Below are 21011 nucleotides of genomic sequence, written 5' to 3' on the forward strand. Positions count from 1 at the left end.
TTTGATTTCGATTATATCGAATAATAACAATTAAAATTTCGATCACAAATGGATACATTAGATAAAAAAATACTTGAATTACTAAAAATTAATGCCCGAGAAAGCTTCGCTACTATTGGAAAAGAAGTTGGGCTGTCTGCTCCTGCCATTGGCAAGCGTGTTAGGCAAATGGAAGAAGAAGGCATAATAGAAGGCTATGCTTTAAAAGTGAATCATGAAAAATTAGGCATTGAGACTAAAGCATATATAACATTAGTAATGCACCAAGGGCATAGAGGAAGATCTGATGCTCAAAAACAAATACAAGCAATGGAAGAAGTGCAAAGTTGTGATAGAATTACTGGTGATGATTGTTTATGCGTTTTAGGTTATTTTAGAAACAATAGGCATCTTATTTCCTTTCTTGAAAAAATCGCAGAGTATGGTGCTTCTAAAACGAGTATTATTTTAGAACTGTAATTCACTCTTCCAAAAGACGATATTATTGTAGTTGGAAATATCAATTACGAGTCGGCAGATAAAAGAAGTTTTTATTATAAAAAAATCTCGATACCTCCAACGTCTCATCTGCTAATGAATTTTATAACACTTTTAAAAATATTATTTTACATCTATTAATGCGGTATACATTGTATCTAGAAAGTCCTGCTGTTTTTTGTCGTCCTCAAAATAGCGCTGATATAATACACTACAGCTTTCTACATCTAAGATGTTAGATGTATCAAAAGACCAGTTGTCTCTATTTTTTACCGTGATACCTAGATCACAAGCTTCTTCTTTCCATTTTTTGTAAAACGTTGTTTCATTTGCAGATGCTAATTCAAAATCTGCATACACCGTATAACCGCTCATCTCTTCATTAAAAAACTTGTGAATAGCAGTGATAGGCACACCACCCCAATCAATGGTTTTACCTTCAGCTAATTCAAAACCAGTGAGGTGTTTTTCATTCATTATCGAGCTTTGTTCTCCTTTTTTTAATAAGTGCTTTTCATATGCTAAGGTAGTTCCTTCTGGTATCACTACTTCTTTAATTGTGATAGTTTCTGTCGTTATAAAATAGGGATTGTTAGGACGCGGTCCATTAGGGTTTAGCGTAAGATTACAAGCGGCAAAGCAGCTTATCAGTAATGTAAAAAGAGATACTTTTAAGAATTTCATAATTTGTTTTCTATTTTTTCCGGACCTATAGAGAAATAACCCATTTAACAAGTTTTCATTTATTTGCAACTAGTGCGCATCACAAAGTTATTTCAAGACAAGGCATACAGAATTAGCCATTAATTATACCGATTGTCGTCATTCTCTTGTATGTTCTTATTTACAGAATCTATTGATTATTGATAAATTCTAATGTAATCGACTACCATCGGACTTTCGATGAAATTAGGATCAATATCGGACTCTATTGCAATATTCAATATTACATAATAATCAGAATCGTAAGGCCAGGTATCAGAATTTTTGATAGATGGATTGTATTGCAAATGTTCAATCCCATCAACACTAAATACCATTTTCTCTTCAGACCAATCAAGAGTATATATGTGAAATTTATTTGAGGCGCTATTAATTTTTTGACCGCCAACATTCTTCACTTTGTCACCGTAGCTTGAAGCATTATGAACAGCACTTGAAACATAATCTTGATTCTTACCCCAATGTTCAAGTATATCTATCTCACCACATGAAGGCCACTTAGTCGTTCCAAAACCTTGATTATCCCAATATGCACCATCTTCATCAATATTTTTATTTAGCATCCAAATAGCTGGCCAAGTTCCCTTACCTTTTGGTAGTTTTGCACGAATTTCTATTCGACCATAGGTAAAAGCAAATTTCGAATTTAATCTCGCTGCAGTGTATTGTTTGATCTCCCCTTGGTCATCAAATGCTTCCTTTTTGGCTATTAAATTCAAATAACCATCTTTTTCATATGAATTAGCTACTCTGTCAGTATAATGCTGAATCAAACCACCCCACCAACTGCCACCTGGTGGAAGCATAGTTTGATGAAACCATTTCTCTTGGTTAATTGCACCTTCACCATCAAATTCATCAGACCATACTAAGGAATCAAATCTTAAATCTAAAGGAGTTCCTATGCTTTCTTTGGAAATATTATGAGTGCTTTTTGATACATTGAAAATAAGATATGATAACAGAATTAACCCAACTATTAATACAATATATATTTTACCTTGTCTAGTCATTAATAATTGAATTTAATATGCTTTCCGAAATGAATGGTAGCATCTATACTATGGTTAGTAAGCGAATTAAAAGTAGTAAATTTTCGATTAAACGATTAGTCAAAACTTTTCTTTTTTTAGAAGGATACACCTCTTACGTTAAACCTCAAATATTTATCAAACAAAAAATATTTGCTGCGCCTAATACAAGTTCAAATAAAATTCCTTGAGTAATTTGTTTACTTGGTTTACCATCAGCTTTTAAACTGATTAATCTACCAATTGCAAAACCTACAAAAATTAGAGATGCAATACAATGCGAGGTAAAAGTTAGCTTTTCACTAAATATACCGAGTACAATAATAATTCCTGCAGAAAGCATTACTGCACTGACTCCTCTCATTTCGTTTAATAAGCTAGCATCATTTTCTAGTCTGATTCCTGAATTCTTTAAATAGGTTTTTACTGGATTGCTCAACCTCATTGCACCTACAAAGACAAGCATTAAAGCTGATAATGACAAGATTGCGATTCTGATAATTTCCATTTATAGTTTTTTTTAATTAATATTTCTACAAATGTAAATTGAGGTTGTGACAAAGGTGTGTCAAGGGTACTTCTGGTTCTTTACATATTTTTCAAAATACTCTTTTATAGTCATATTATGTGGACTAAATGTTTCGTTTTCAGTAACAAGTTTTTCTATAAAATCTATTCTAAAATGTCTAAAATCATTTCGCAATCGACAAAAAGCTATTAGTAGAAAATCTCCGTGAATGCTATAGACAGCAAAAGGTTCAATGTTTCGATTGGTCAGCTTATTTTCAGAAGAAAGGTAATCCATCGTTAAGACTTTATATTGGATTATAGCCGATTGTATTTGCATTAGGTTATTACTTGTTTTCTCTTCATTATTGTTCCCACTAAAGTAAATTCTGTCTGCTAACAAATCTGCGTTCCCTTTTTGAGAGTATCGTAAGATGGCTTTTATTTTTTCTATGGCACTCGTAGTGTTTTTAACAAGTGATAAGTCTTTGTTTTTGATTGCTAATTGTTCCATCGTAATTAAAGCATTTGCTTCCTCCTCTGTAAAAAGAACTGGTGGAAGGTGATAGCCTTCCATAATAGAATAGCCTTTCCCCTCTTCTGTTACAATAGGTATTCCTGATTTTTCTAGTGTGCGAATATCTCGATAAATAGTTCTTACACTGACATCATGCTTTTCAGCAAGTTGTTTTGCTGTAATAATTCTTTTAGATTGTAGTTGAGTAAGAATAGCAGTTAATCTAGAAAGTCTTGGTTTCTCTTTTTCTTCCATTTTGGTGTTTTCTGCTGTTCGTTAAGGGACAAAGTTTGTATAGAAATTAAAAATAGTAAATTTTCGATTAAGCATTTAGTCAAACTTTTTTACTTCTTTTTAATATGGAAATCGAGGAGTAATCATAAAAATAGCTTGAAACATTACTTGAAAACGCAAATTACTTGCTTTTAAGTCAGAACTGGTATTACTTATCTTTTTTCTTACCCAATGAAACCTTGTAGTCATCTATGCTCCCTTTGATCTTTAGATTGAGATACTTTATTTTTTTGTTAGGATCTACTTCTACAATCTCATCCTCTTGCTCCTTATTAATAATAGTATCGTTCTTGGTACCAAATAATTTTTTCCAAGATGCTTTTTTTACAGTTTTCCAAGGAATACGTATATAATAATCGATATTTTGATTATTATCATGGGTACCAGACAATTCCATATGACCCAATGTAGATTCAATCCTCATAGCCGGAATAGTAATCTTCCCTTTCTTTATATCCAAGCTATTCTGTAAGGTATCAAACCGAATGTTTTGTAGGTTTTTATCTCCCATATAATCAGAAAGCGCCAGCATTGGATCGTAATTTTTTAATCTTCCGTTTAATACTTTTACATCCATTTCTATAGTAGATTGGTCCAGATCCGGCACCATATCTGGGTATACTCTAATCTTTCCTTTAATTCTAGAGGTGAGCTTTCCTTGTAAATTTTCTGAAACGAGATGGTCTTGCCCAAAATTTTCGAATTTGAACAGCAATTTATCCAAATCAACATTATTCATAACCAAATCCGGCTGCATATAGATATGTTCTGGATCACTACCATTAAAATATCCACTTAATCGAATATTTCCTCCTGCAGCATCCATATGTAATGTATCAACATAAACATAATGGTTAGGTGTTGTTCTTAAATCTGCTTTAATATTCTGAAGATCTATTCTATGGTATATAAAGTGAGCGATATCTACCTTAAATTGCATATCCGTAAATGGTAACTCATATAAATTAAAGGCATCTGCATGTTCTTTTACATCTGCAGTTTTTGAAGTAACAACCGCTGTTGGTTTTGGTGAACTTACATCGAACTTAAAAAGTGCATCAAAGTCTATATAATTTGCCTTTAATTCGAGGTAATTATCTCGTTTCTTTATTTGCGGATCATCTCCCAAATAATAGTTTAAATCGAAATTAAAATTGGTCGTTCCTATTTCTCCATGAAAATCTTTTATCACGATATGTTCTTCTTCGTAATGTATATTTCCTCTAAAATCATGAAAGCGAAGCGGATGTAATTTCATTTTTGTATCTAACTTGTCTAAAGCCAGATCGATGGAATGTAAAGCCGAATCTTTATAATGCATACTGGAGGCAACATGCAAGGCCAAATCATCAAAAGTTTCGTGTCGGTACTCTTCTGGAACATAATTTTCTCCCTTATACGAAAAGACATCTTCCAGTCTTAACGTATTAGAAGTAAGATTAATATCTAAATCTACATCTCCGTTAAGTTCGGGTTGCATCCAGAACGCATATTCATGTATGAGACCGTCTAAATGAAAGTCACTATCATCTATATAGCCTATAAAATCTACTATTTTTAAGTCTTTGTCATCTATCAACACATCGGCATGAAAATCATGAAATTTATGCGGATAGTGCTTCAAGTCAGCATATAAACTATCGATAAAAAATTCGCCTTTCGGTAAATATTTAGATTCTGTAAAATCTTTCGCAGAAGCTTTAAAAGAAAACCCTGTACTTAGACCTTTTATTTGCTCATCGAAACCAGTTTTGGTGGAGTCTTGTGTCGAAAAACGCGTTAATTCGGCAATATCTAGGGTATTAGAACTAATATCTAAATGGACGTCAACAGGGATATCCGTATGATGTACAATTGCTGGTAAATCCGAAAGAAAACCGCTTACGGATAGATCTGAATTTCCGATCAACAGTTCAAACTGGTTTAGGGTCGCTTCCTTACCATTCATTACTAAATGTACATTCAAATCGTGCAAGGGAGCGGGAAGTTTTTTGGCAACCAGACTCAGGTCTTTTACAATCAATTCCGTAAAATACGCTTGATTGAGTTTTTGTAATGCCTTTTCGGGTTCGTCAATATCGATAATATCATGAAAATTCATTTTCAGCGAAATCTCTCCGGAGGCCTCTTGTACTTGCTCTAGTTCAAAAAAGGCTGCAATAAAATCGAGATTAAAATTCGAGTTTATTTTCATATCCACTTCTGGAGATTCAAAATTCTTCACAAAAACAGATCCTTCAAATTCTCCCTTTTCCAAAGACGCAGTCATATCGGTTAGCGAAAATTCCATGGTGCTTGCGTCTCTCTTTTCTCCATTTGTAAAATGACCATTGAAGCCCATATTATCTATCTTCTTCGCTCTTTTGGTATTTTCTAAAAAGGCTTTTCCGGCTCCAAAATTGGCATTGATAAAAGGTTTATTTCCTTTATTAGCAGGTCCTTGAATAGTAGCATTAAAATAGATTTCGCCAGCATTTCTGTATTTCTCTAATACGGGTATGACATCTGTAGGAGCAAAAGCAATCAGCATATCAAAATTGGGCTTTGTTCCTTTTATAGAAAGGTCAAGATCTACATCATTCTTTGTGTCTATAGAGCCTTCTAACTCAAAATCGCCATTTTCCATAACAATACCAGAAGGTTGTATATCGAGAATGCCCGTGTATTCATTAAATATCAGGTCTGTATGTACTTCAAAATGTTTATTATGGATGAAGGTAGTGTCTCCATCTTTGATTACATTTAACTCAAAATGAGTGTCTATATGCCCAGCGATGATGCTATCTTTTTGGCTAAAACCACCTGTACCAGCGTATATAAATTTTTCGACATCTGTATTCGTAGCTTCATCTAAGGTGTGGATGTCCAGACTTTTTAATCGAATTTTTTTTAGATGAATATTGGTGGATGGTGTTTCTGTTTCAGAAGTGCTGGCTAAGGAGTTTTGAATATTCGTCGTATTATTTTCATGAATCACAATATTAAAAACGCCTTCTTCTACTACTAGAGACTGAATATCATAATCTCCTTTCACCATATCCCACAAGTTAAAACCTATGTAGATGTCTTTTACATCCATGATCATGGATGCATTCTCTTCTTTGGTTTCCAAAATTTGTACATCATACACTTTTATAGAGATGTATGGAAAGTTGGCAAAAAGAGATAATTCACTTTCGCCAACACGAATAAGGCCTTTGTGTTCTTTGTTTAGTGTTGCAATCTCCTCCTTGATAATTTCGGATTGGTTACTTTTAACATATAGCATTAGGCCTCCTACTACTATAATCGGAACTAAGATTAGTCCTAATAAAATTCGTTTCCAGAATTTTTTAATCTTCACAGTAGGTGTCTTTAAGGTTAGAAAGGTTATGACCTTAAAAGTAACGAATTCATATTAAAAATCTTATGTAGGATATGAATTCATTTTTTGGGTCAACTGTATATATTGATTAGATATTTTAAATTCATAAATCAATTAAATGTAAAAGTATTAATATCACCAATAGTCACACCTGTCTGCCGTACAGAGACTAACAATAACGGTGATAGTAGATGATGTTATTTAATCCCAACTCACAATTAGAACGATTACATTTTCATTTTTTAATATCTGATCAAACTTTCTGTTTAATACTTTACCATTTTCAAACAAATATGATGCATTTGTTAACTCATAAGTCTTTCTTTCGGTATTTGTGTCCTGGTTAATTATATCAAGTAGTATGTTTTTTATGTGTTTTTTTTCAATACACTCGAAAACGAAATTTTGAACATAGTCTATTTCTTTAGTATTTAAATATGTATGAACCAATTCTAAATACTCTCTGTATTTCTTTAAATCGTTTTTAAAGATTTGAAAATACTCGTTTATTTCAGCATTAATAGAGATGTTAGATATAGAATCTATTTTTTTATTGAGTCCACTAAAATGTGATTTTAATCCCCGATTAATCTCTAATTTATTAGGGTATTTATTTTTTTTACGATCTTCAATTTTTATTCGTACTGAAGAAGTTGGTTCCGCGTAGTTATAAGACTCTTTAATTAGAAAAGAAAACTCATCTGAACTTAATTTTGAATCCGTATAAATATACACTTCATCATGTACATGAAAGATTTTCGTTTCAGTCAGAAAACTTTTACTTTCTAATATTCTTTTTATTGTATTACTTGGTAGCGATGGTAGTTCAAATGCACCTCCAATGGACGTCCATTCCATTAGTATAATATCTTTAACTTTATTGAACAAAATATTCCTCTCACTTTTTTTGTCGATAAACGCAGGGATGTTTTCTATTTGATATATTGAATCAACTACTTGTATGGTATCTGTTTTTGAAGAAAAATATTTCCTAATAGACTGATTTATTCTAGGCTCAATTTCATTATTATCTAGAACATACTGTCTAAAAAATTTAAAGTTAGATACTTCTTCATTTCCATTGTTGTACACAATTTTGATTTTTGCTATTGTAAAACAATGACCACAATCAGCAAAAGATATTTGATAATAAATTATAAAAAAGGTAGTCAATACCAGTGTCTTAAGAAAATTCATTTTTTGTAGTAAAGTTGGTTTTCTTACCTTTATCAAATATCATTCCGTTGATATCAACACTAACAGTTTATTTATGTAAAGTAGCGATTTTTTACTCACTAAATTTTTCGTTTTACATTTACCTTAAGCTATCGCTAGTTTGCAACTAGTGCTCCACTCAACTTTAAACAAATAGTTCTAGTTCTCTTTTCTATGTTTTCCTACTGGTACCTCCACTAGCCTCAGAATAGTGATAGCGGGCGATTTATTTAAAATTTGTAATGAAATTGCTAATTACACACCATATTGTAATGCTTCTGTTATTGTTTCAATCCGTTCTTTTATATAATCATTAGTCTAGTTCTTTGTAATGATTAGTGCCGGAATATCTAATGACTTATATAAGTTATTATAGGCTTTCATTTCAGTATTAATTATAGCATCTCTTTCATCTTTATAAACCTTCCAATCATTCATAAGGTCATTAAAACGTTCTTTGGCCCCTTTGGTCACTTTTGGATCGGCTTGATCTATGTAGTGTAAAAGTTGTATGAGTTGTGCATTGAGTTTGTTATTAAAATTGATAACATCCTGAAAAGTTTTCTGCTTCTCTTGTACCAAGTTCTCTTCCCAGGTATTGATACGCTTCTGTAATTCTTCTCCTTTTTCAATCAGTCCTTTTGCTTTCTCATTCTCCTTTAAAAGTTTGGCATAATTGGACAATTGATCTTTTGCTGAACGCATTTGAATAACAGATTCATGCATATCTTTTAAGGTATTTTCTATATTCACCAACATGTTTTGCTGTTCTACAAAATCTTCTGGAGTTGATGGAATTGCAGGATTCGGAAGAATAGTTGCTTCTGTTTCTACAGTTTCTTCTTCTAGCGATAATCTCAACGTATAATCTCCAGGAGCAACACTAGCTCCTGAAAGTCCACCGAAAACAAAAAGTTTATTGATAGCAGGAATAGCTTCTCGATTAAAATCCCAAGTAAACCTATTATATCCTTTCTTGGAAGGTAACATTTCAGGTTTAGTAGGGCCTCCAGGCCAAGTTTTAAACTTTTTCTGTTTATTGTTGGTATAGGATCTAATAACTTTTGTTCCTTTTAAAATGTCTAGTTTGAGCTTCAACGAATCCGCATCTTTGTTTAAATAATAATCAAACGTCACCCCACTTTTAGGATTGAGTCCTTGACCAACTGCTTTGGAAACACCTCCAAAAATGCGATAATTAGCTTTTGGTTTAAATAATTGAACAGTTTTCTTATCGCTTGTCATATTTTGAAGAACACCTAAGTCGTCTAAAATCCAAAAGCCACGACCAGATGTTGCGGCAACCAAATCGTTATCTTGAATGATCAGGTCGTTAATTGCTACCACTGGTAAATTCAATTTTAGACGTTGCCAATTCACACCATCATCATTAGAAATGTATAAACCCGTTTCGGTACCTGCATATAATAATCCCTTACGTTTCTTATCTGCTCGAACCACTCTGGCAAAACCATTCGGATCATCTAATCCATTTATAATTTTCTCCCAGTTTTTACCATAATCATTTGTCCTAAAAATATAGGAATTCAGATCTAAGGATTTGTATCGCATAATTACGATATAAGCAACAGCAGGATCATGTTCAGAAATATCGATACTGTTTATAATACCATCAGAAATACCTGTAGGTGTTATATTCTCCCAATTAGCACCTCCATTTTTAGTAATATGCAATAAACCATCATCACTTCCTGCGTATAGTAATCCTTCTTGATGCTTGGATTCTACCAAAGCCGTAATCGTATTATAATTTTCTCCACCGGCAGCTTCGTTGGTATACGGGCCTCCTCCAGGACCATGCTTATCTTTTTCATTTTTTGTTAGATCGGAGCTTATCGCAGTCCAACTTATTCCTCCATCGGTTGTTTTAAAAACAACATTTCCTGCATGATAAATGGTTTTTCTGTTATGAGGAGATGAAATGATAGGAGCATTCCAATTGTAACGATATTTAGAATCTTTAGGTGCTATACTCAATCCCAATTCTGGATATTCTTTGATTGATTTATTTTCTCTGGATGATTTCGTCCACTTGCTAATATTACCTTGATACGTTCCTCCATACACTGTCTCAGGATTATCCGGGTCAAATGCAATAAAAGCACTTTCCCCTCCAGCCACAGAATACCAATCTTTCCAATCAATTCCTCCATCATTGGTACGACTAGCAATGGCTATTGCAGAATTGTCCTGTTGACCTCCATAGACATTGTAGGGCACCAAATTATCTGTAATAACACGATAAAACTGCGCTGTAGCTTGATTTTTTTGAGTACTCCAACTTTTCCCTCCATTGAAAGAAATATTAGCTCCTCCATCATTAGAATTGATCAGATTCTTATTATCATAAGGATTAATCCATAGATGATGATTATCTCCATGCGGTACAGGAATATTAAAAAAGCTTTTTCCTCCATCAATGGATTTCATTACTGGAGCGTTTAAAACATATACTACGTTTTCATTTTGTGGATCCGCAAAAATCTCCATATAGTACCAGGAACGTGCTATATTCACTCGATCACTATTTACTTGCTTCCATTTTTTTCCCGCATCATCAGAACGATACACCCCTCCTTTTTCTCCTTCTGCTTCTACAACAGCAAACACACGATTCGGATTTGCTCTGGAAACAGATATTCCAGATTTACCGAAGTCTTTTGGCAGGCCTTCTTTCATTTTGATCCAAGTTTCACCTCCATCGGTAGATTTATACAATCCAGAATGTTCTCCACCAGATTCCATGATCCAAGGATAACGGCGATGTTCCCACATAGAAGCATATAAAATCCGTGGATTTGTAATATCCATAGACAAAGAAGATGCTCCTGTGGTAGTATTAACAAATAGCACTTGTTCCCAAGTTTCACCTCCATCGTTACTTCTGTAAATTCCCCTTTCATTAGTAGGAGCGTATTGTGCGCCTTGTACGGCAACATAAATAATATTTGGATTTGTGGGGTGAACAATCACATCAGAAATGTGACGTGTTTTTTCTAGTCCTAGGTGACTCCAGGTTTTCCCTGCGTCCATAGATTTATATACACCATCTCCCATAGAAGTCATTACACCTCGTGCAGGATGCTCTCCCATTCCTACGACCACAATATTGGTATCACTTTCTGAAACTGTAATGGCACCAACAGATCCTGTCTTAAAAAATTTATCTGAAACATTTTTCCATGTAATACCATCATCAGTAGTTTTAAAAACTCCTCCTCCTGTAGACCCCATATAATAGGTATGAGGTTCTCCTATAACTCCAGTAGAAGTAACACTTCTACCTCCTCTAAACGGGCCAATATTTCTCCATTGTAAACCATGAAATAAAGAATCGGTAAGTTTTAAAACAGGTTCTTTTGTATTCTTTTTTCTTTTCTGTGCTTGATTGGTTACAGGTAGCAAAAGCATACAAATAAAAATAATTTTAAATGTTTTACTATAGTTGCTAGTTGTTACGGATAGCGTTGAAAGTTGAAGAAAATTAATAATTTTTTCTGAGCTCATTTTATGAAGTAGTAAGATATTTGTGTGATTCGTTACAGAGTTTTCTGAAGGAAACTTTCTGATAAGTCACTAAGGTATGAAAATTACAATGAATTCCATTACTTGTAATTTGCTTGCCAAAGTAATAGTCTTAAAAAAAGGATTGAAAAAAAAGAGCCCTAATACAAAGATAATATGATCCAACACCAGCTGCCACTAGTTTGCACCACAAACCGATGTTAGACAACATAAAAAAACAACCATAAGAATACAAAAATTTATGGTTGTTATATATTCTTAATCTTACTCGTAGTCGCTAATAATTACAGATTAATGGTAGCGTGAGAATACTAGCAATGAACTATAGAACATATTATTAACAACAGTTTTCTTCTCTTATTGCCGCACTGTTACATACATTGCTATCTTAGCACCTTTTGTTACATCCCAAGTACCTAAACTTGATGTTCGCCCAACTGCTCTTCCTAATAATTGTCCATTATAATTAAATGGCGCTTGTTCATTATATTCCTGAGGTAAATATTCTATTGCGATAAAGACTGATTTTTCAAATTTCAAATCAAACTTTTTCAAATCGAATGAATTCCAACCATTTATTATCTGTTTTTCAATGATGATGCTTCTAGAACCTATTTTCTCAAAAGGAAGATTATCTTTTATACTGTAAAAATTCACTCTAAATTTTGCAGCATCGATGTTGACATTGGAGAGTGCGATATTTACATCTAAAAGTCTTGAAGGTTTCTTTATTTTAAGTTTTTTAGCAAATTCCTGAATATTATTATTCTGATTATTATCGGCTCGAACATCACCTACGACAAAACTAACATACGATGTAGTTCCTAGTTTTTTTTCTTTCGTTTTCTTTGCAATAATTGTGACTTCTTCTAGAGGCACTAGTTTCTCCTCAAGAACAAATTCGCTGATGCTTTTTTGAATAACATCAGAAACTTTAATAGTACGTTGTTTATAGCCTACATAGGAAAAAGATAAACTATCAGATTGATTTTCTTCACGTATTCTAATACTAAAATGGCCATTTTCATCAGATATGGTTCCTATATTTTTATTTTTAATTCCAATATTTACATATGCCAATTTTTCATTATTAACTCCTTTAACTGTTCCTTTTAAAATTAAATTTTGGGACCAACAAACATTTGATAGTATTAATAAAATCAAGATGAATTTTAAAGATAATTTGGATGGATGCATTTCTATTTTTTTAATTATTGCAAGTGGCTTTTTATTTACGAATCGCCTCTCTGTTTGTTCCATCAGGTAGTTTTGCAATTAATTCTTTAAAAATGCCATTTTTTGGATTTTTAAATTCTAATTCAAATCCTTCAATTTTTTTAGAAGAAAATTTGTGTTTTCCAGTTGGAATAAATTCATACTCTGAATTATCCGATGTCACAATATAAAACGTAGTACCATTCTCTTTTGTGTAAACTTTTACTGTTGTATTTTTTGCTGTTTTATATTCACCAACATATTGTTTTAAGGTACTAGCATTTACGTCTATGGCTTTTGGTTTATATTTATATGCAATAGCATCCGGTGCTGGTTCTACTCTTAATATCGCTTCAGAAGGAGCACCATTTCCTGTCATTTCATCATGAATCCACTTTATATACTGTGATACTCTTGTATAGTTTTCAACTACCCCATATAAGCCTTCGTCTCCACCTTTTGTATCTTGCCATGAGCTAATCCCTGCTAAGTAAACGGTATCATTCTTTAGAATAAAAGCAGGTCCTCCGCTATCACCGGAACCGCTAATCCCCTCATATTCTGTAAGGTATTTTGTTTTAGTATCGGGATGATCAAATGTCCATGTCAACCAATTTTTAGTTGCTGTTTCAATCCTATTGGTAGCACCTCTTTGTTTCCCATCGTTACCGTTTATTCCTATGAGTCCATCACCTTTGTCTCCTCTTCCTACCATGTACACTAGTTTGTCTACTTCGTCTTCATCGACATATAATTTTGCTTGCATAGCATTCATAGGTTTTGTCTTTAAATGTAATAATGCAATATCTTTTAATGAAGAATTATCTGCTTGTGGATTATTCCATTCTTTATACATTATGACCTTGTCTACTTCAACTTCAACATCGTTTATGATCACAAAATGTTTTCTACCCTTATAAAATTTTTGTGTAATTACTACCGCACAATGAGCTGCAGATAACACCCATTGATCCGCTATAATTGTACCTTCACAATCGGGTAGGTTTAAAAGACACATATATTTTTCAAATCTCTCCGCAAGTTTGAGAAACTCGGCTTCATCTTTATCATGTCTGGTTATCATTAGCTCATGCTCGTTACCAGTTGTATAACTAAAGCTTACTGATAGTAATAATACCATTAGTAGCAATGCGATTGAATTTATTCTTTTCATTTTAGTTTTTTGTATTGATTATTATGTTTTACAGGAAACATTCAGATGGAGTACCTTATTCTGCTAGTAAAAAGTTTGATATTCTTTTTGCAATTGACAAGGTATATAGGTCGAGCGTATTACTAAGTACAATTATTGTAATCCCTTTATTAGGATACATCCACATGTCTGAAGCAAACAAATCACTCGCACCAGCGTGGCGAACTAACTTATTCTCTAAATCGTTATTTGCAATTCCCCAACCATACCCATAGTGTGCATTTCCACCATTATATTCAAAATGAGGATACAAATATTTAGATGTCGTTGCTTCATCAAGCACTGTATGGTCTCGTATCGCTTGACTCCATAGTAATAAGTCACTTGCCCTTGTTAGAATACCTCCATTTCCTTTGAGATTGAGGTACGGACCTTGTTCACTCCAATTCTCTTCATTTGGTTTTTTAGCTTCAGTACCCTCCAAAAAACCGTTGGCAACTTCGTTATTTTTCCAATCTGGAATTATATAACCCGTATGATTCATTTTGGAAGGTTTAAAAATTTCTAGATTTAAAAAGGCTTCATAATCCATTCCGCTAGCCTTTTCAATTATTAAACCAAGTAAACTATATCCCATATTAGAATAATTAAATGCTGTCCCAACTGGACTTATCAGTTCACTACTAAATACTTGGTTTAGAAATGCTGCTTCTGTAATGGTATCATAATCGCCTCCTATCCCCGCTGTTAAACCAGAAGAATGTGTAAGCAGCTGATGAATGGTTATATTTTTTTTGTCATCTGGAACAGCATCAAAGTATTTTGATAATTTATCAGTAACAGCCAGCTTATTTTGCATTGATAATTTTAGTATTCCTGCACTCGTAAACTGTTTCGTAATAGAACAAATATCAAAAACAGTATTTAAGTCAATCATTCCATTTTCTTGACTATTTTTTCTACCATATGCCTTGTTAAATAGAATACTGTCATTTTGAACAACTAAAATAACTCCTGAAAAGTCTCTCTCCTTAAGTTTCTCATCAATGGTAGTTAAATCATCAATTCCCAAACGAACCGCTTTAAATGTTTCATCGGGTTGTATTAGCATCAATTCATTAAAAACGCCATTTTCTGCCTTCCTAAATTCTACCTTAACTTCTTCTTCTGTTTTAAAAGAAAATTTGTGTTCTCCAATTGCAATTAATTCACTTTCTCCTTCTCCGAGTGAGTTCAAATAGAGCTTCGTATCATTTTCTTTCTTTTTTGTGTAAATATTTATTATAATTCCCTCAGCTTCATACTCATACTCACCAACATATTGTTTTAACGTATTAACAACATCTACATATATAGCTTTTGGTTTATTATTAGTTGTACAACTAAAACTCATCAATGAAAATGACAGCATTAGAAGTAATACCATTGTGTTTACTTTTTTCATCTTTTTAAATTTTATAAGTATTATTAGCATTCGTTATTCTATTCCAAATGCCTCACTAAAACCCTGCTTTATAAATCCCTCAAAAGGTTCATCATGACCTCCACTTCCAGAAAGTATCGTTGCATTTTTCGATTGTAAAAAAGTAACTTCTTCGGCTGTAAGACTACCCACAGCCTCGTCTGTTGTTCCATAAATGTACGTTACATTGGATAAGCTCTCAATAGAATTAAAGCGCTCTGTATATCTATTCATTATGATCCCAGCGAACAATCTAGCTTCATTTCTTGCAAATGCATCCATCTCTGGATCTGAATTTACTATGGGCGTAACGCCATTTTCAAAAAAACCAAATCGCCCTTCAGCTAATCCTTACCAAAAAATGTCATTAATATCCAATCTGCCTGTCATAATTAAATATTTATCTGCCACTTCTATTCCTTCTTTTGCAATAAGTTCTTGTGTTACAAATGCGCCATATGAAAGTCCTACAACATAAACTGTTCTACCCTGATCTTTAAAATAATTAATAACCTGAGAAAGTGTTTCTACAGTTTCATTATTAAAATTTACCGCTTGATTTAATGTTATATCATCGCCTTCTAATATGCTAGGATCCAATGTTTGTGCCTGGTGTACATTTACCGTTAAAATATCTGTAGTATTAAAGGTTCCAACAATAAAATCCACTATATCTTCAGCAAGTTCTGTACTAGGACCTGCTTGCGCATTAATGAGAACTGTAGAGGCTTTTTCGTCTCCTCTGAAATAAATTAAATTTTTAATGTCTTGCGATATTTCAGTAATAGTTACAGGAGGGTTCGCATTCTCGTCATCATTAGAACAAGAGGATAAACAGATTGAGGAAAATATAATTAACATTAATTTTGAAATGGAACGATAATAATTAAGACTTGTCATTTTGTTGGATATTCTTTTCATGTATGTATGTTTTTTGATTTACTACTGCGAATGTAAATTTCAAAACAGCACCAAAAGCTATTATTGAGGTTGAAGAAGTACTGAAATAAAACAGTTTTACGAATTAGGACGTTTTATAAACCTACCCACATGTGTAACCACTACTTTTCTGAGTTTACAGGATCTTTATGTCAGATAAAAAAATCCAAGTCAACTAACTTGGATTTTTCTTAATCGTGTATGATGTTATCAAGTTTCAGAAAATGAAATAACCAATTGATACCTGAAATACTCCATTTTTGCTTTTACCTGAAATACCATCTGTATTATTAATGTTAGTTAGCCCAAGATTATATCGTACACTAAAATTGATCCCGTTATCAAATTTATAACCTAAACCAAAATTCACTCCAAAATCTGTTGTTTTAAAACGATCTTTATAATCTTGGGTACCTCCTTTAGTAGAAAGTAAAAAACCCACTTGAGGTCCTGCTTCTATACTCAATCCTTTGGTCACATAATATTTTGATATTAATGGAACATTTAGATAGTTGAGTGCTATAATACCCTCAGATTCCACACTTGAACCAAATCCTTGTCCGGAATACATTAATTCTGGTTGCAAAGAGAATTTGTCTGAAATTTTAATTTCAGCCATAACTCCCAGATTAAAATCTGTTGTCCAGCCGATTTCAGAATTGTTCCCTCCTGTAAGTGTTGCGAAATTAAGACCTCCTTTTACTCCTAAGTTAAAATCTTGTGCATTAACATTTGATAATCCCAAAACTGTTATCACAGTTATTAATACTACTTTTTTCATAAACTATGTTTTTTGATTTATTCATGTAAAAGTAGATGTCAAAAGAACGCAAAGAGCTAATTTTGAGCTTGGTGAAGTACTAAAACAAAGGATTTTTACGAATCAGGACGTTTTTTAAGCTTTCTATAGGCTCCTGGAGACATTCCCAAACTAGCATTGAATGTTTTGTAGAAAGCACTTTTAGAGGTGAAACCAACTTCCATCCCAATAGCTTCTACAGAATATTTATTAAATACTGGATTATGTAATAAATTTTGAGCCGCTTTCACTCGGTATTCATTTACAAACTGAACAACACTTTTATTAGTTTCCTGATTTATAATCTGTGATAAGTAGCTTTCATTTGTTTCCAATCTAATGGCTAAATCTGATCTGCTTAAAAAAGGATCTTTAAATAGTTCCTCCTCTTCCATTAATGCATATAGCTGGGTAACAATTTTAGAAATCGTGGTTTCATTGATTATTCTTTTGGTCTGAGTGCTACTCGTTTTTTTAGAAGCTAAATACTTATGTATTTCATCCTTTTGAACAATTACTTGCAGTTTGAACACGCCATAATACAATATCCACCAAGACAAAATAGATAGTAGAATTCTCAAGAGATTTGCACTATATTCTGACTCAAAAACACCGATCTCTATATTAGCCAAAAGCCAACAGACGATAATACTGATCATGAAAAAGTTTAATCGTAGTAACCAGCGTTTTTTCTCTTTTGAGATCGTGTTGGATTTTTTTACTAAATGCCTACTCCAAAAGATTAAAAACAAATTGTAACTAAACACCGTAGACAGCTTAATATAGTCTACAACAAGAGCAAAATCTGAATCGTACAGGTGAAAAACAGTATCTAGATGAAGAATAATTTCTATAATAACAGAAATAATGAATGGAACGTACAACCACTTAAACCACTTTTCTTTTAGATACGTATGCTCGATTTGGATGAGAAAGTATGTAAATAAAGTGACAGCAACCAGATACTCTAGCATGATAAGACCTAAAAAATCTAAAATGGGATTTTCTTTATCAGACCAACTGCCTAAAAAGGTTAGGTTTATTAGTAAAAACAGGGATAGCGATAGATAGTTGTTTGCACGACTCTTATAAAAAGACGTTGTTACCAATGATAGACATAAGAAACATCCTAAAACTCCACTGGTAATAACTACCAAATTTAATATGGTTTCATTCAATTTGTTAGAAAATTAAGTGCAAACAGTTTTTTAATATGAGTTTTTTACCATGAACTCATCTTCACTTTGTTCAATTATTTTATAAGTAACTGTATTGTTGTACCGCTTGTTGCAAAATTTGTAGAAAGAAGTAAGCCAAGAGACTTTGGATTAAGGGTTAAAAAATAACCATGCGTAAACAAGATTTACTACTCTTTTCTATGTTTACTTACGAGCTCGGGCGGAGACTAGCGGTACGGTGAGACAAACAAATGATCTCGATACCAATACCGTCACGTCGAGTGATTCCGATGGTAATCGGAATTGTACTTCGACAAGCTCAGCAGAACTATCGAGACGCAGTACAAGACGAAAAGCCAATAGGTGACAAACAAAATGATCTCGATACATTTTTCTTCTGTCATCTCGAGCCTTTCGACAGGCTCAAGACAGGCTTCGTCGAGAGAACATTTCAGAAAAACACTCGATCTAACGGATGTACTAAAAACTGGATCTGAACCTTCATCGTCTCATCGAGTGATTTTTGTATAGCGATAGCGGCGCAAAAAATGTATCGAGATGCAATACAAGACAATAGTAACAAACCAAAAGTCTATATTTATAATATGAAATTATCTCACGTCTATATTTTGAAATGCGCGGATGACTCCTATTATACTGGTGTAACTTCAAATCTTAGTAAACGATTATTCCAGCATCAGTCTGGTTTTTATATAGATTGCTATACTTATAACAGGAGACCTATGGAATTAGTCTATAGTTCTGAATTCACCGATATTCAGTTAGCAATTGATACTGAAAAACAAATTAAGAAATGGTCAAGGGCTAAAAAAGAAGCTTTGATTAATGGAGCGTATGACAAGTTACCTAATTTAGCCAAAAAGAAATTTCAACAATAAAATGATCTCGATACATTTTTCTTGCATTACATTCCAGAAAAACACTCGATCTGACGGACGTGTTGAAATTAGATCGATGCCACTACCGTCACGTCGAGTGATTCCGATGATAATCGGAATTGTATCGAGATGCAGTACAAAACGAAAAGCCAATAGGTGACAAACAAAATGATCTCGATACATTTTTCTTCTGTCATCTCGAGCCTTTCGACAGGCTCAAGACAGGCTTAGTCGAGAGAACACTTCAGAAAAACACTCGATCTGACGGACGTACTAAAAACTGGATCTGAATCTGTCACTACAACTAGTGTGCATCACAAACCTATGTTAGACAACATAAAAAACAATTATAATATACAAAAATTTATGGCTGTTATATATTCTTACTCGAAGTCGCCACTAATTACAAACTAATAGAAATCTGGGGGGTATCGTGTTATATAGTATTCATTTTATTTTATGATAATAGCATTGATAATGATTGTCTTTAGCATCTCCAAAAACTAATAATATGGCTCCTGAGTTATGATGTGCTATTTCAGCAACCAAATTATCCTTTAAATCCCTAGTTAATCTTACTTTATTAACTTCTATTCCACCAAATATATAAGGAATTCCGCCAATCATTGTGTTTTTATTTTTTAAATATAAATACCCTTCTCTCAGCTCATATTTAATTATTCGTTCGTTAAATTTTTTATTATTAGTTAAATATTCAAATTTAATTTCCCCATCATTAATAACATTTATTTTAAAAGAAAAATTACTTAAATTATTCTTATTCAGGGTGTCTTTTTTATTATCTCGATCTCGATCCAAAATTTGAAAAAAATTATTATAACTAGGGTAATGATTGTTCATAATAGAGTCTTTCGATCTTGCTATGATACTGTATTCCCCATTTAACTCTTTTATATTTTCTGAAGTCAGAAAAGAAGGAGTTAAAAATACTGGGTTTTGATATTGGTATGAAAAAGATGCACAATTACTAAGAGATATTATAATCAAAAAGAGTGCTAGGTATATAAAAAGCTTATTAACTATTATTTTCATTATTTAATTCGAATACTATATAACGTTCGGTATAAGCGGTCGTTTTAATGCCGTTTATATGTTGTTGTAAGTTTTTTTATGGTTATATCTAAAGGTAAATCACTTTGTCGGGTGGTGTTGGGATGTTTTTGTCTAGGAGTTCGTTATAATAATTGTCAAGCCCCTCAACTAAGGTAGCTCCTTGTTTAATTAGAAATGGAGATAACTTTTTAAAGTAATCTTCACTTTGCTCAAAAATAGTTTCTATTCGTCTCTTAATCTCTATAACTTCATCATTGGTAATATTCTCCACTTTTTGAGGCGATGGTAAGGAAATATCAAATGCTAAATCCTCAATACTAGTATATCCCCAATATTCATATAAATCATCTTTGGAAATTGACTTACCAGTTAATTCATTCAATTGATTAACAGTAGTATCCATTAAGTCCTCATCACCCTGGTCAAAAGCACTATCAAATTTTGAGATAAGAGATAAAATCTCTGTAAATAATTCCTCTGCTCTTTCAATATTTGGCTCTAGTTCAGTCCTTAGTTTCATTTTTGCATTTAATATGTTGAGAAAATTGCTTACAACATACAAATATAGTTACTATTACACATAATACCGTTTGTAAGTAATTATAAGCAATTATAAAC

General features: G+C 32.8%; 18 protein-coding genes. 2 read left to right on the plus strand and 16 right to left on the minus strand.

Annotated features, from left to right (window positions below; translation table 11 throughout):
* Positions 1 to 48 precede the first annotated feature (48 nt).
* Positions 49 to 459, plus strand: coding sequence for an Lrp/AsnC family transcriptional regulator (locus Q0975_RS16185; protein ID WP_299438528.1), 411 nt, complete (start codon positions 49 to 51; stop codon positions 457 to 459).
* A gap of 141 nt (positions 460 to 600) precedes the next feature.
* On the opposite strand, the gene Q0975_RS16190 is transcribed toward Q0975_RS16185, so the two are convergent.
* The 14 genes from Q0975_RS16190 to Q0975_RS16255 all read right to left on the minus strand — a co-directional run bounded on the left by Q0975_RS16190 (position 601) and on the right by Q0975_RS16255 (position 18420).
* Positions 601 to 1161: a hypothetical protein gene (locus Q0975_RS16190; protein WP_299438530.1), complete on the minus strand. Its 561-nt coding sequence runs from the start codon at positions 1159 to 1161 to the stop codon at positions 601 to 603.
* Positions 1162 to 1337: 176 nt separating this feature from the next.
* The gene (locus tag Q0975_RS16195; protein ID WP_299438531.1) at positions 1338 to 2213 is read right to left on the minus strand and encodes a glycoside hydrolase family 16 protein; all 876 of its coding nucleotides are present in this window, start codon (positions 2211 to 2213) and stop codon (positions 1338 to 1340) included.
* 145 nt (positions 2214 to 2358) lie between these two features.
* A complete protein-coding gene (locus Q0975_RS16200; RefSeq protein ID WP_299438533.1) occupies positions 2359 to 2739 on the minus strand; it encodes a DUF4345 domain-containing protein in 381 nt (126 codons plus the stop codon).
* A 60-nt stretch (positions 2740 to 2799) separates the two neighbouring features.
* Positions 2800 to 3510: a YafY family protein gene (locus tag Q0975_RS16205; RefSeq protein ID WP_299438535.1), complete on the minus strand. Its 711-nt coding sequence runs from the start codon at positions 3508 to 3510 to the stop codon at positions 2800 to 2802.
* 187 nt (positions 3511 to 3697) lie between these two features.
* On the minus strand, positions 3698 to 6892 hold the full coding sequence (locus tag Q0975_RS16210; protein ID WP_299438537.1) for an AsmA-like C-terminal region-containing protein: 3195 nt from the start codon (positions 6890 to 6892) through the stop codon (positions 3698 to 3700).
* 222 nt (positions 6893 to 7114) lie between these two features.
* On the minus strand, positions 7115 to 8110 hold the full coding sequence (locus tag Q0975_RS16215) for a hypothetical protein (RefSeq protein ID WP_299438539.1): 996 nt from the start codon (positions 8108 to 8110) through the stop codon (positions 7115 to 7117).
* 336 nt (positions 8111 to 8446) lie between these two features.
* The gene (locus Q0975_RS16220; RefSeq protein ID WP_366888956.1) at positions 8447 to 11656 is read right to left on the minus strand and encodes a glycosyl hydrolase; all 3210 of its coding nucleotides are present in this window, start codon (positions 11654 to 11656) and stop codon (positions 8447 to 8449) included.
* A 375-nt stretch (positions 11657 to 12031) separates the two neighbouring features.
* Positions 12032 to 12934 carry a carboxypeptidase-like regulatory domain-containing protein gene (locus Q0975_RS16225; RefSeq protein WP_299438541.1) on the minus strand — a complete coding sequence of 301 codons (903 nt, stop codon included), beginning with the start codon at positions 12932 to 12934 and terminating at the stop codon, positions 12032 to 12034.
* Positions 12903 to 14063 carry a trypsin-like serine protease gene (locus tag Q0975_RS16230; RefSeq protein WP_299438544.1) on the minus strand — a complete coding sequence of 387 codons (1161 nt, stop codon included), beginning with the start codon at positions 14061 to 14063 and terminating at the stop codon, positions 12903 to 12905. The genes Q0975_RS16225 and Q0975_RS16230 overlap by 32 nt, the downstream gene beginning before the upstream one ends.
* A gap of 55 nt (positions 14064 to 14118) precedes the next feature.
* On the minus strand, positions 14119 to 15486 hold the full coding sequence (locus Q0975_RS16235; RefSeq protein ID WP_299438546.1) for a serine hydrolase domain-containing protein: 1368 nt from the start codon (positions 15484 to 15486) through the stop codon (positions 14119 to 14121).
* 33 nt (positions 15487 to 15519) lie between these two features.
* The gene (locus tag Q0975_RS16240; RefSeq protein WP_299438549.1) at positions 15520 to 15786 is read right to left on the minus strand and encodes a hypothetical protein; all 267 of its coding nucleotides are present in this window, start codon (positions 15784 to 15786) and stop codon (positions 15520 to 15522) included.
* A 69-nt stretch (positions 15787 to 15855) separates the two neighbouring features.
* On the minus strand, positions 15856 to 16425 hold the full coding sequence (locus tag Q0975_RS16245) for a hypothetical protein (RefSeq protein ID WP_299438551.1): 570 nt from the start codon (positions 16423 to 16425) through the stop codon (positions 15856 to 15858).
* 235 nt (positions 16426 to 16660) lie between these two features.
* A complete protein-coding gene (locus tag Q0975_RS16250; protein ID WP_299438553.1) occupies positions 16661 to 17224 on the minus strand; it encodes a porin family protein in 564 nt (187 codons plus the stop codon).
* Positions 17225 to 17319: 95 nt separating this feature from the next.
* The gene (locus Q0975_RS16255) at positions 17320 to 18420 is read right to left on the minus strand and encodes a helix-turn-helix domain-containing protein (protein ID WP_299438555.1); all 1101 of its coding nucleotides are present in this window, start codon (positions 18418 to 18420) and stop codon (positions 17320 to 17322) included.
* 605 nt (positions 18421 to 19025) lie between these two features.
* Here Q0975_RS16255 and Q0975_RS16260 point away from each other — a divergent pair.
* Positions 19026 to 19319, plus strand: coding sequence for a GIY-YIG nuclease family protein (locus Q0975_RS16260; RefSeq protein ID WP_299438917.1), 294 nt, complete (start codon positions 19026 to 19028; stop codon positions 19317 to 19319).
* A 447-nt stretch (positions 19320 to 19766) separates the two neighbouring features.
* Here Q0975_RS16260 and Q0975_RS16265 read toward each other — a convergent pair whose 3' ends face one another.
* Positions 19767 to 20372 (minus strand): hypothetical protein, encoded by a 606-nt coding sequence (locus tag Q0975_RS16265; RefSeq protein WP_299438557.1) that lies wholly within the window; start codon positions 20370 to 20372, stop codon positions 19767 to 19769.
* A gap of 88 nt (positions 20373 to 20460) precedes the next feature.
* The gene (locus tag Q0975_RS16270) at positions 20461 to 20913 is read right to left on the minus strand and encodes a hypothetical protein (protein ID WP_299438558.1); all 453 of its coding nucleotides are present in this window, start codon (positions 20911 to 20913) and stop codon (positions 20461 to 20463) included.
* Positions 20914 to 21011 lie beyond the last annotated feature (98 nt).

The sequence above is a fragment of the uncultured Aquimarina sp. genome, from assembly GCF_947500065.1.
Taxonomy (GTDB): Bacteria; Bacteroidota; Bacteroidia; order Flavobacteriales; family Flavobacteriaceae; genus Aquimarina.

What these genes read in the sequence shown, in the direction of transcription:
- Q0975_RS16205 (WP_299438535.1), bottom strand. Translation starts at nt 3,510, where the DNA reads ATGGAAGAAAAAGAGAAACCAAGACTTTCTAGATTAACTGCTATTCTT.
- Q0975_RS16240 (WP_299438549.1), bottom strand. Translation starts at nt 15,786, where the DNA reads ATGGATGCATTTGCAAGAAATGAAGCTAGATTGTTCGCTGGGATCATA.
- Q0975_RS16225 (WP_299438541.1), bottom strand. Translation starts at nt 12,934, where the DNA reads ATGGAACAAACAGAGAGGCGATTCGTAAATAAAAAGCCACTTGCAATA.
- Q0975_RS16230 (WP_299438544.1), bottom strand. Translation starts at nt 14,063, where the DNA reads ATGAAAAGAATAAATTCAATCGCATTGCTACTAATGGTATTATTACTA.
- Q0975_RS16235 (WP_299438546.1), bottom strand. Translation starts at nt 15,486, where the DNA reads ATGAAAAAAGTAAACACAATGGTATTACTTCTAATGCTGTCATTTTCA.
- Q0975_RS16220 (WP_366888956.1), bottom strand. Translation starts at nt 11,656, where the DNA reads ATGAGCTCAGAAAAAATTATTAATTTTCTTCAACTTTCAACGCTATCC.
- Q0975_RS16195 (WP_299438531.1), bottom strand. Translation starts at nt 2,213, where the DNA reads ATGACTAGACAAGGTAAAATATATATTGTATTAATAGTTGGGTTAATT.
- Q0975_RS16185 (WP_299438528.1), top strand. Translation starts at nt 49, where the DNA reads ATGGATACATTAGATAAAAAAATACTTGAATTACTAAAAATTAATGCC.
- Q0975_RS16200 (WP_299438533.1), bottom strand. Translation starts at nt 2,739, where the DNA reads ATGGAAATTATCAGAATCGCAATCTTGTCATTATCAGCTTTAATGCTT.
- Q0975_RS16250 (WP_299438553.1), bottom strand. Translation starts at nt 17,224, where the DNA reads ATGAAAAAAGTAGTATTAATAACTGTGATAACAGTTTTGGGATTATCA.
- Q0975_RS16245 (WP_299438551.1), bottom strand. Translation starts at nt 16,425, where the DNA reads ATGAAAAGAATATCCAACAAAATGACAAGTCTTAATTATTATCGTTCC.
- Q0975_RS16260 (WP_299438917.1), top strand. Translation starts at nt 19,026, where the DNA reads ATGAAATTATCTCACGTCTATATTTTGAAATGCGCGGATGACTCCTAT.
- Q0975_RS16270 (WP_299438558.1), bottom strand. Translation starts at nt 20,913, where the DNA reads ATGAAACTAAGGACTGAACTAGAGCCAAATATTGAAAGAGCAGAGGAA.
- Q0975_RS16265 (WP_299438557.1), bottom strand. Translation starts at nt 20,372, where the DNA reads ATGAAAATAATAGTTAATAAGCTTTTTATATACCTAGCACTCTTTTTG.
- Q0975_RS16190 (WP_299438530.1), bottom strand. Translation starts at nt 1,161, where the DNA reads ATGAAATTCTTAAAAGTATCTCTTTTTACATTACTGATAAGCTGCTTT.
- Q0975_RS16215 (WP_299438539.1), bottom strand. Translation starts at nt 8,110, where the DNA reads ATGAATTTTCTTAAGACACTGGTATTGACTACCTTTTTTATAATTTAT.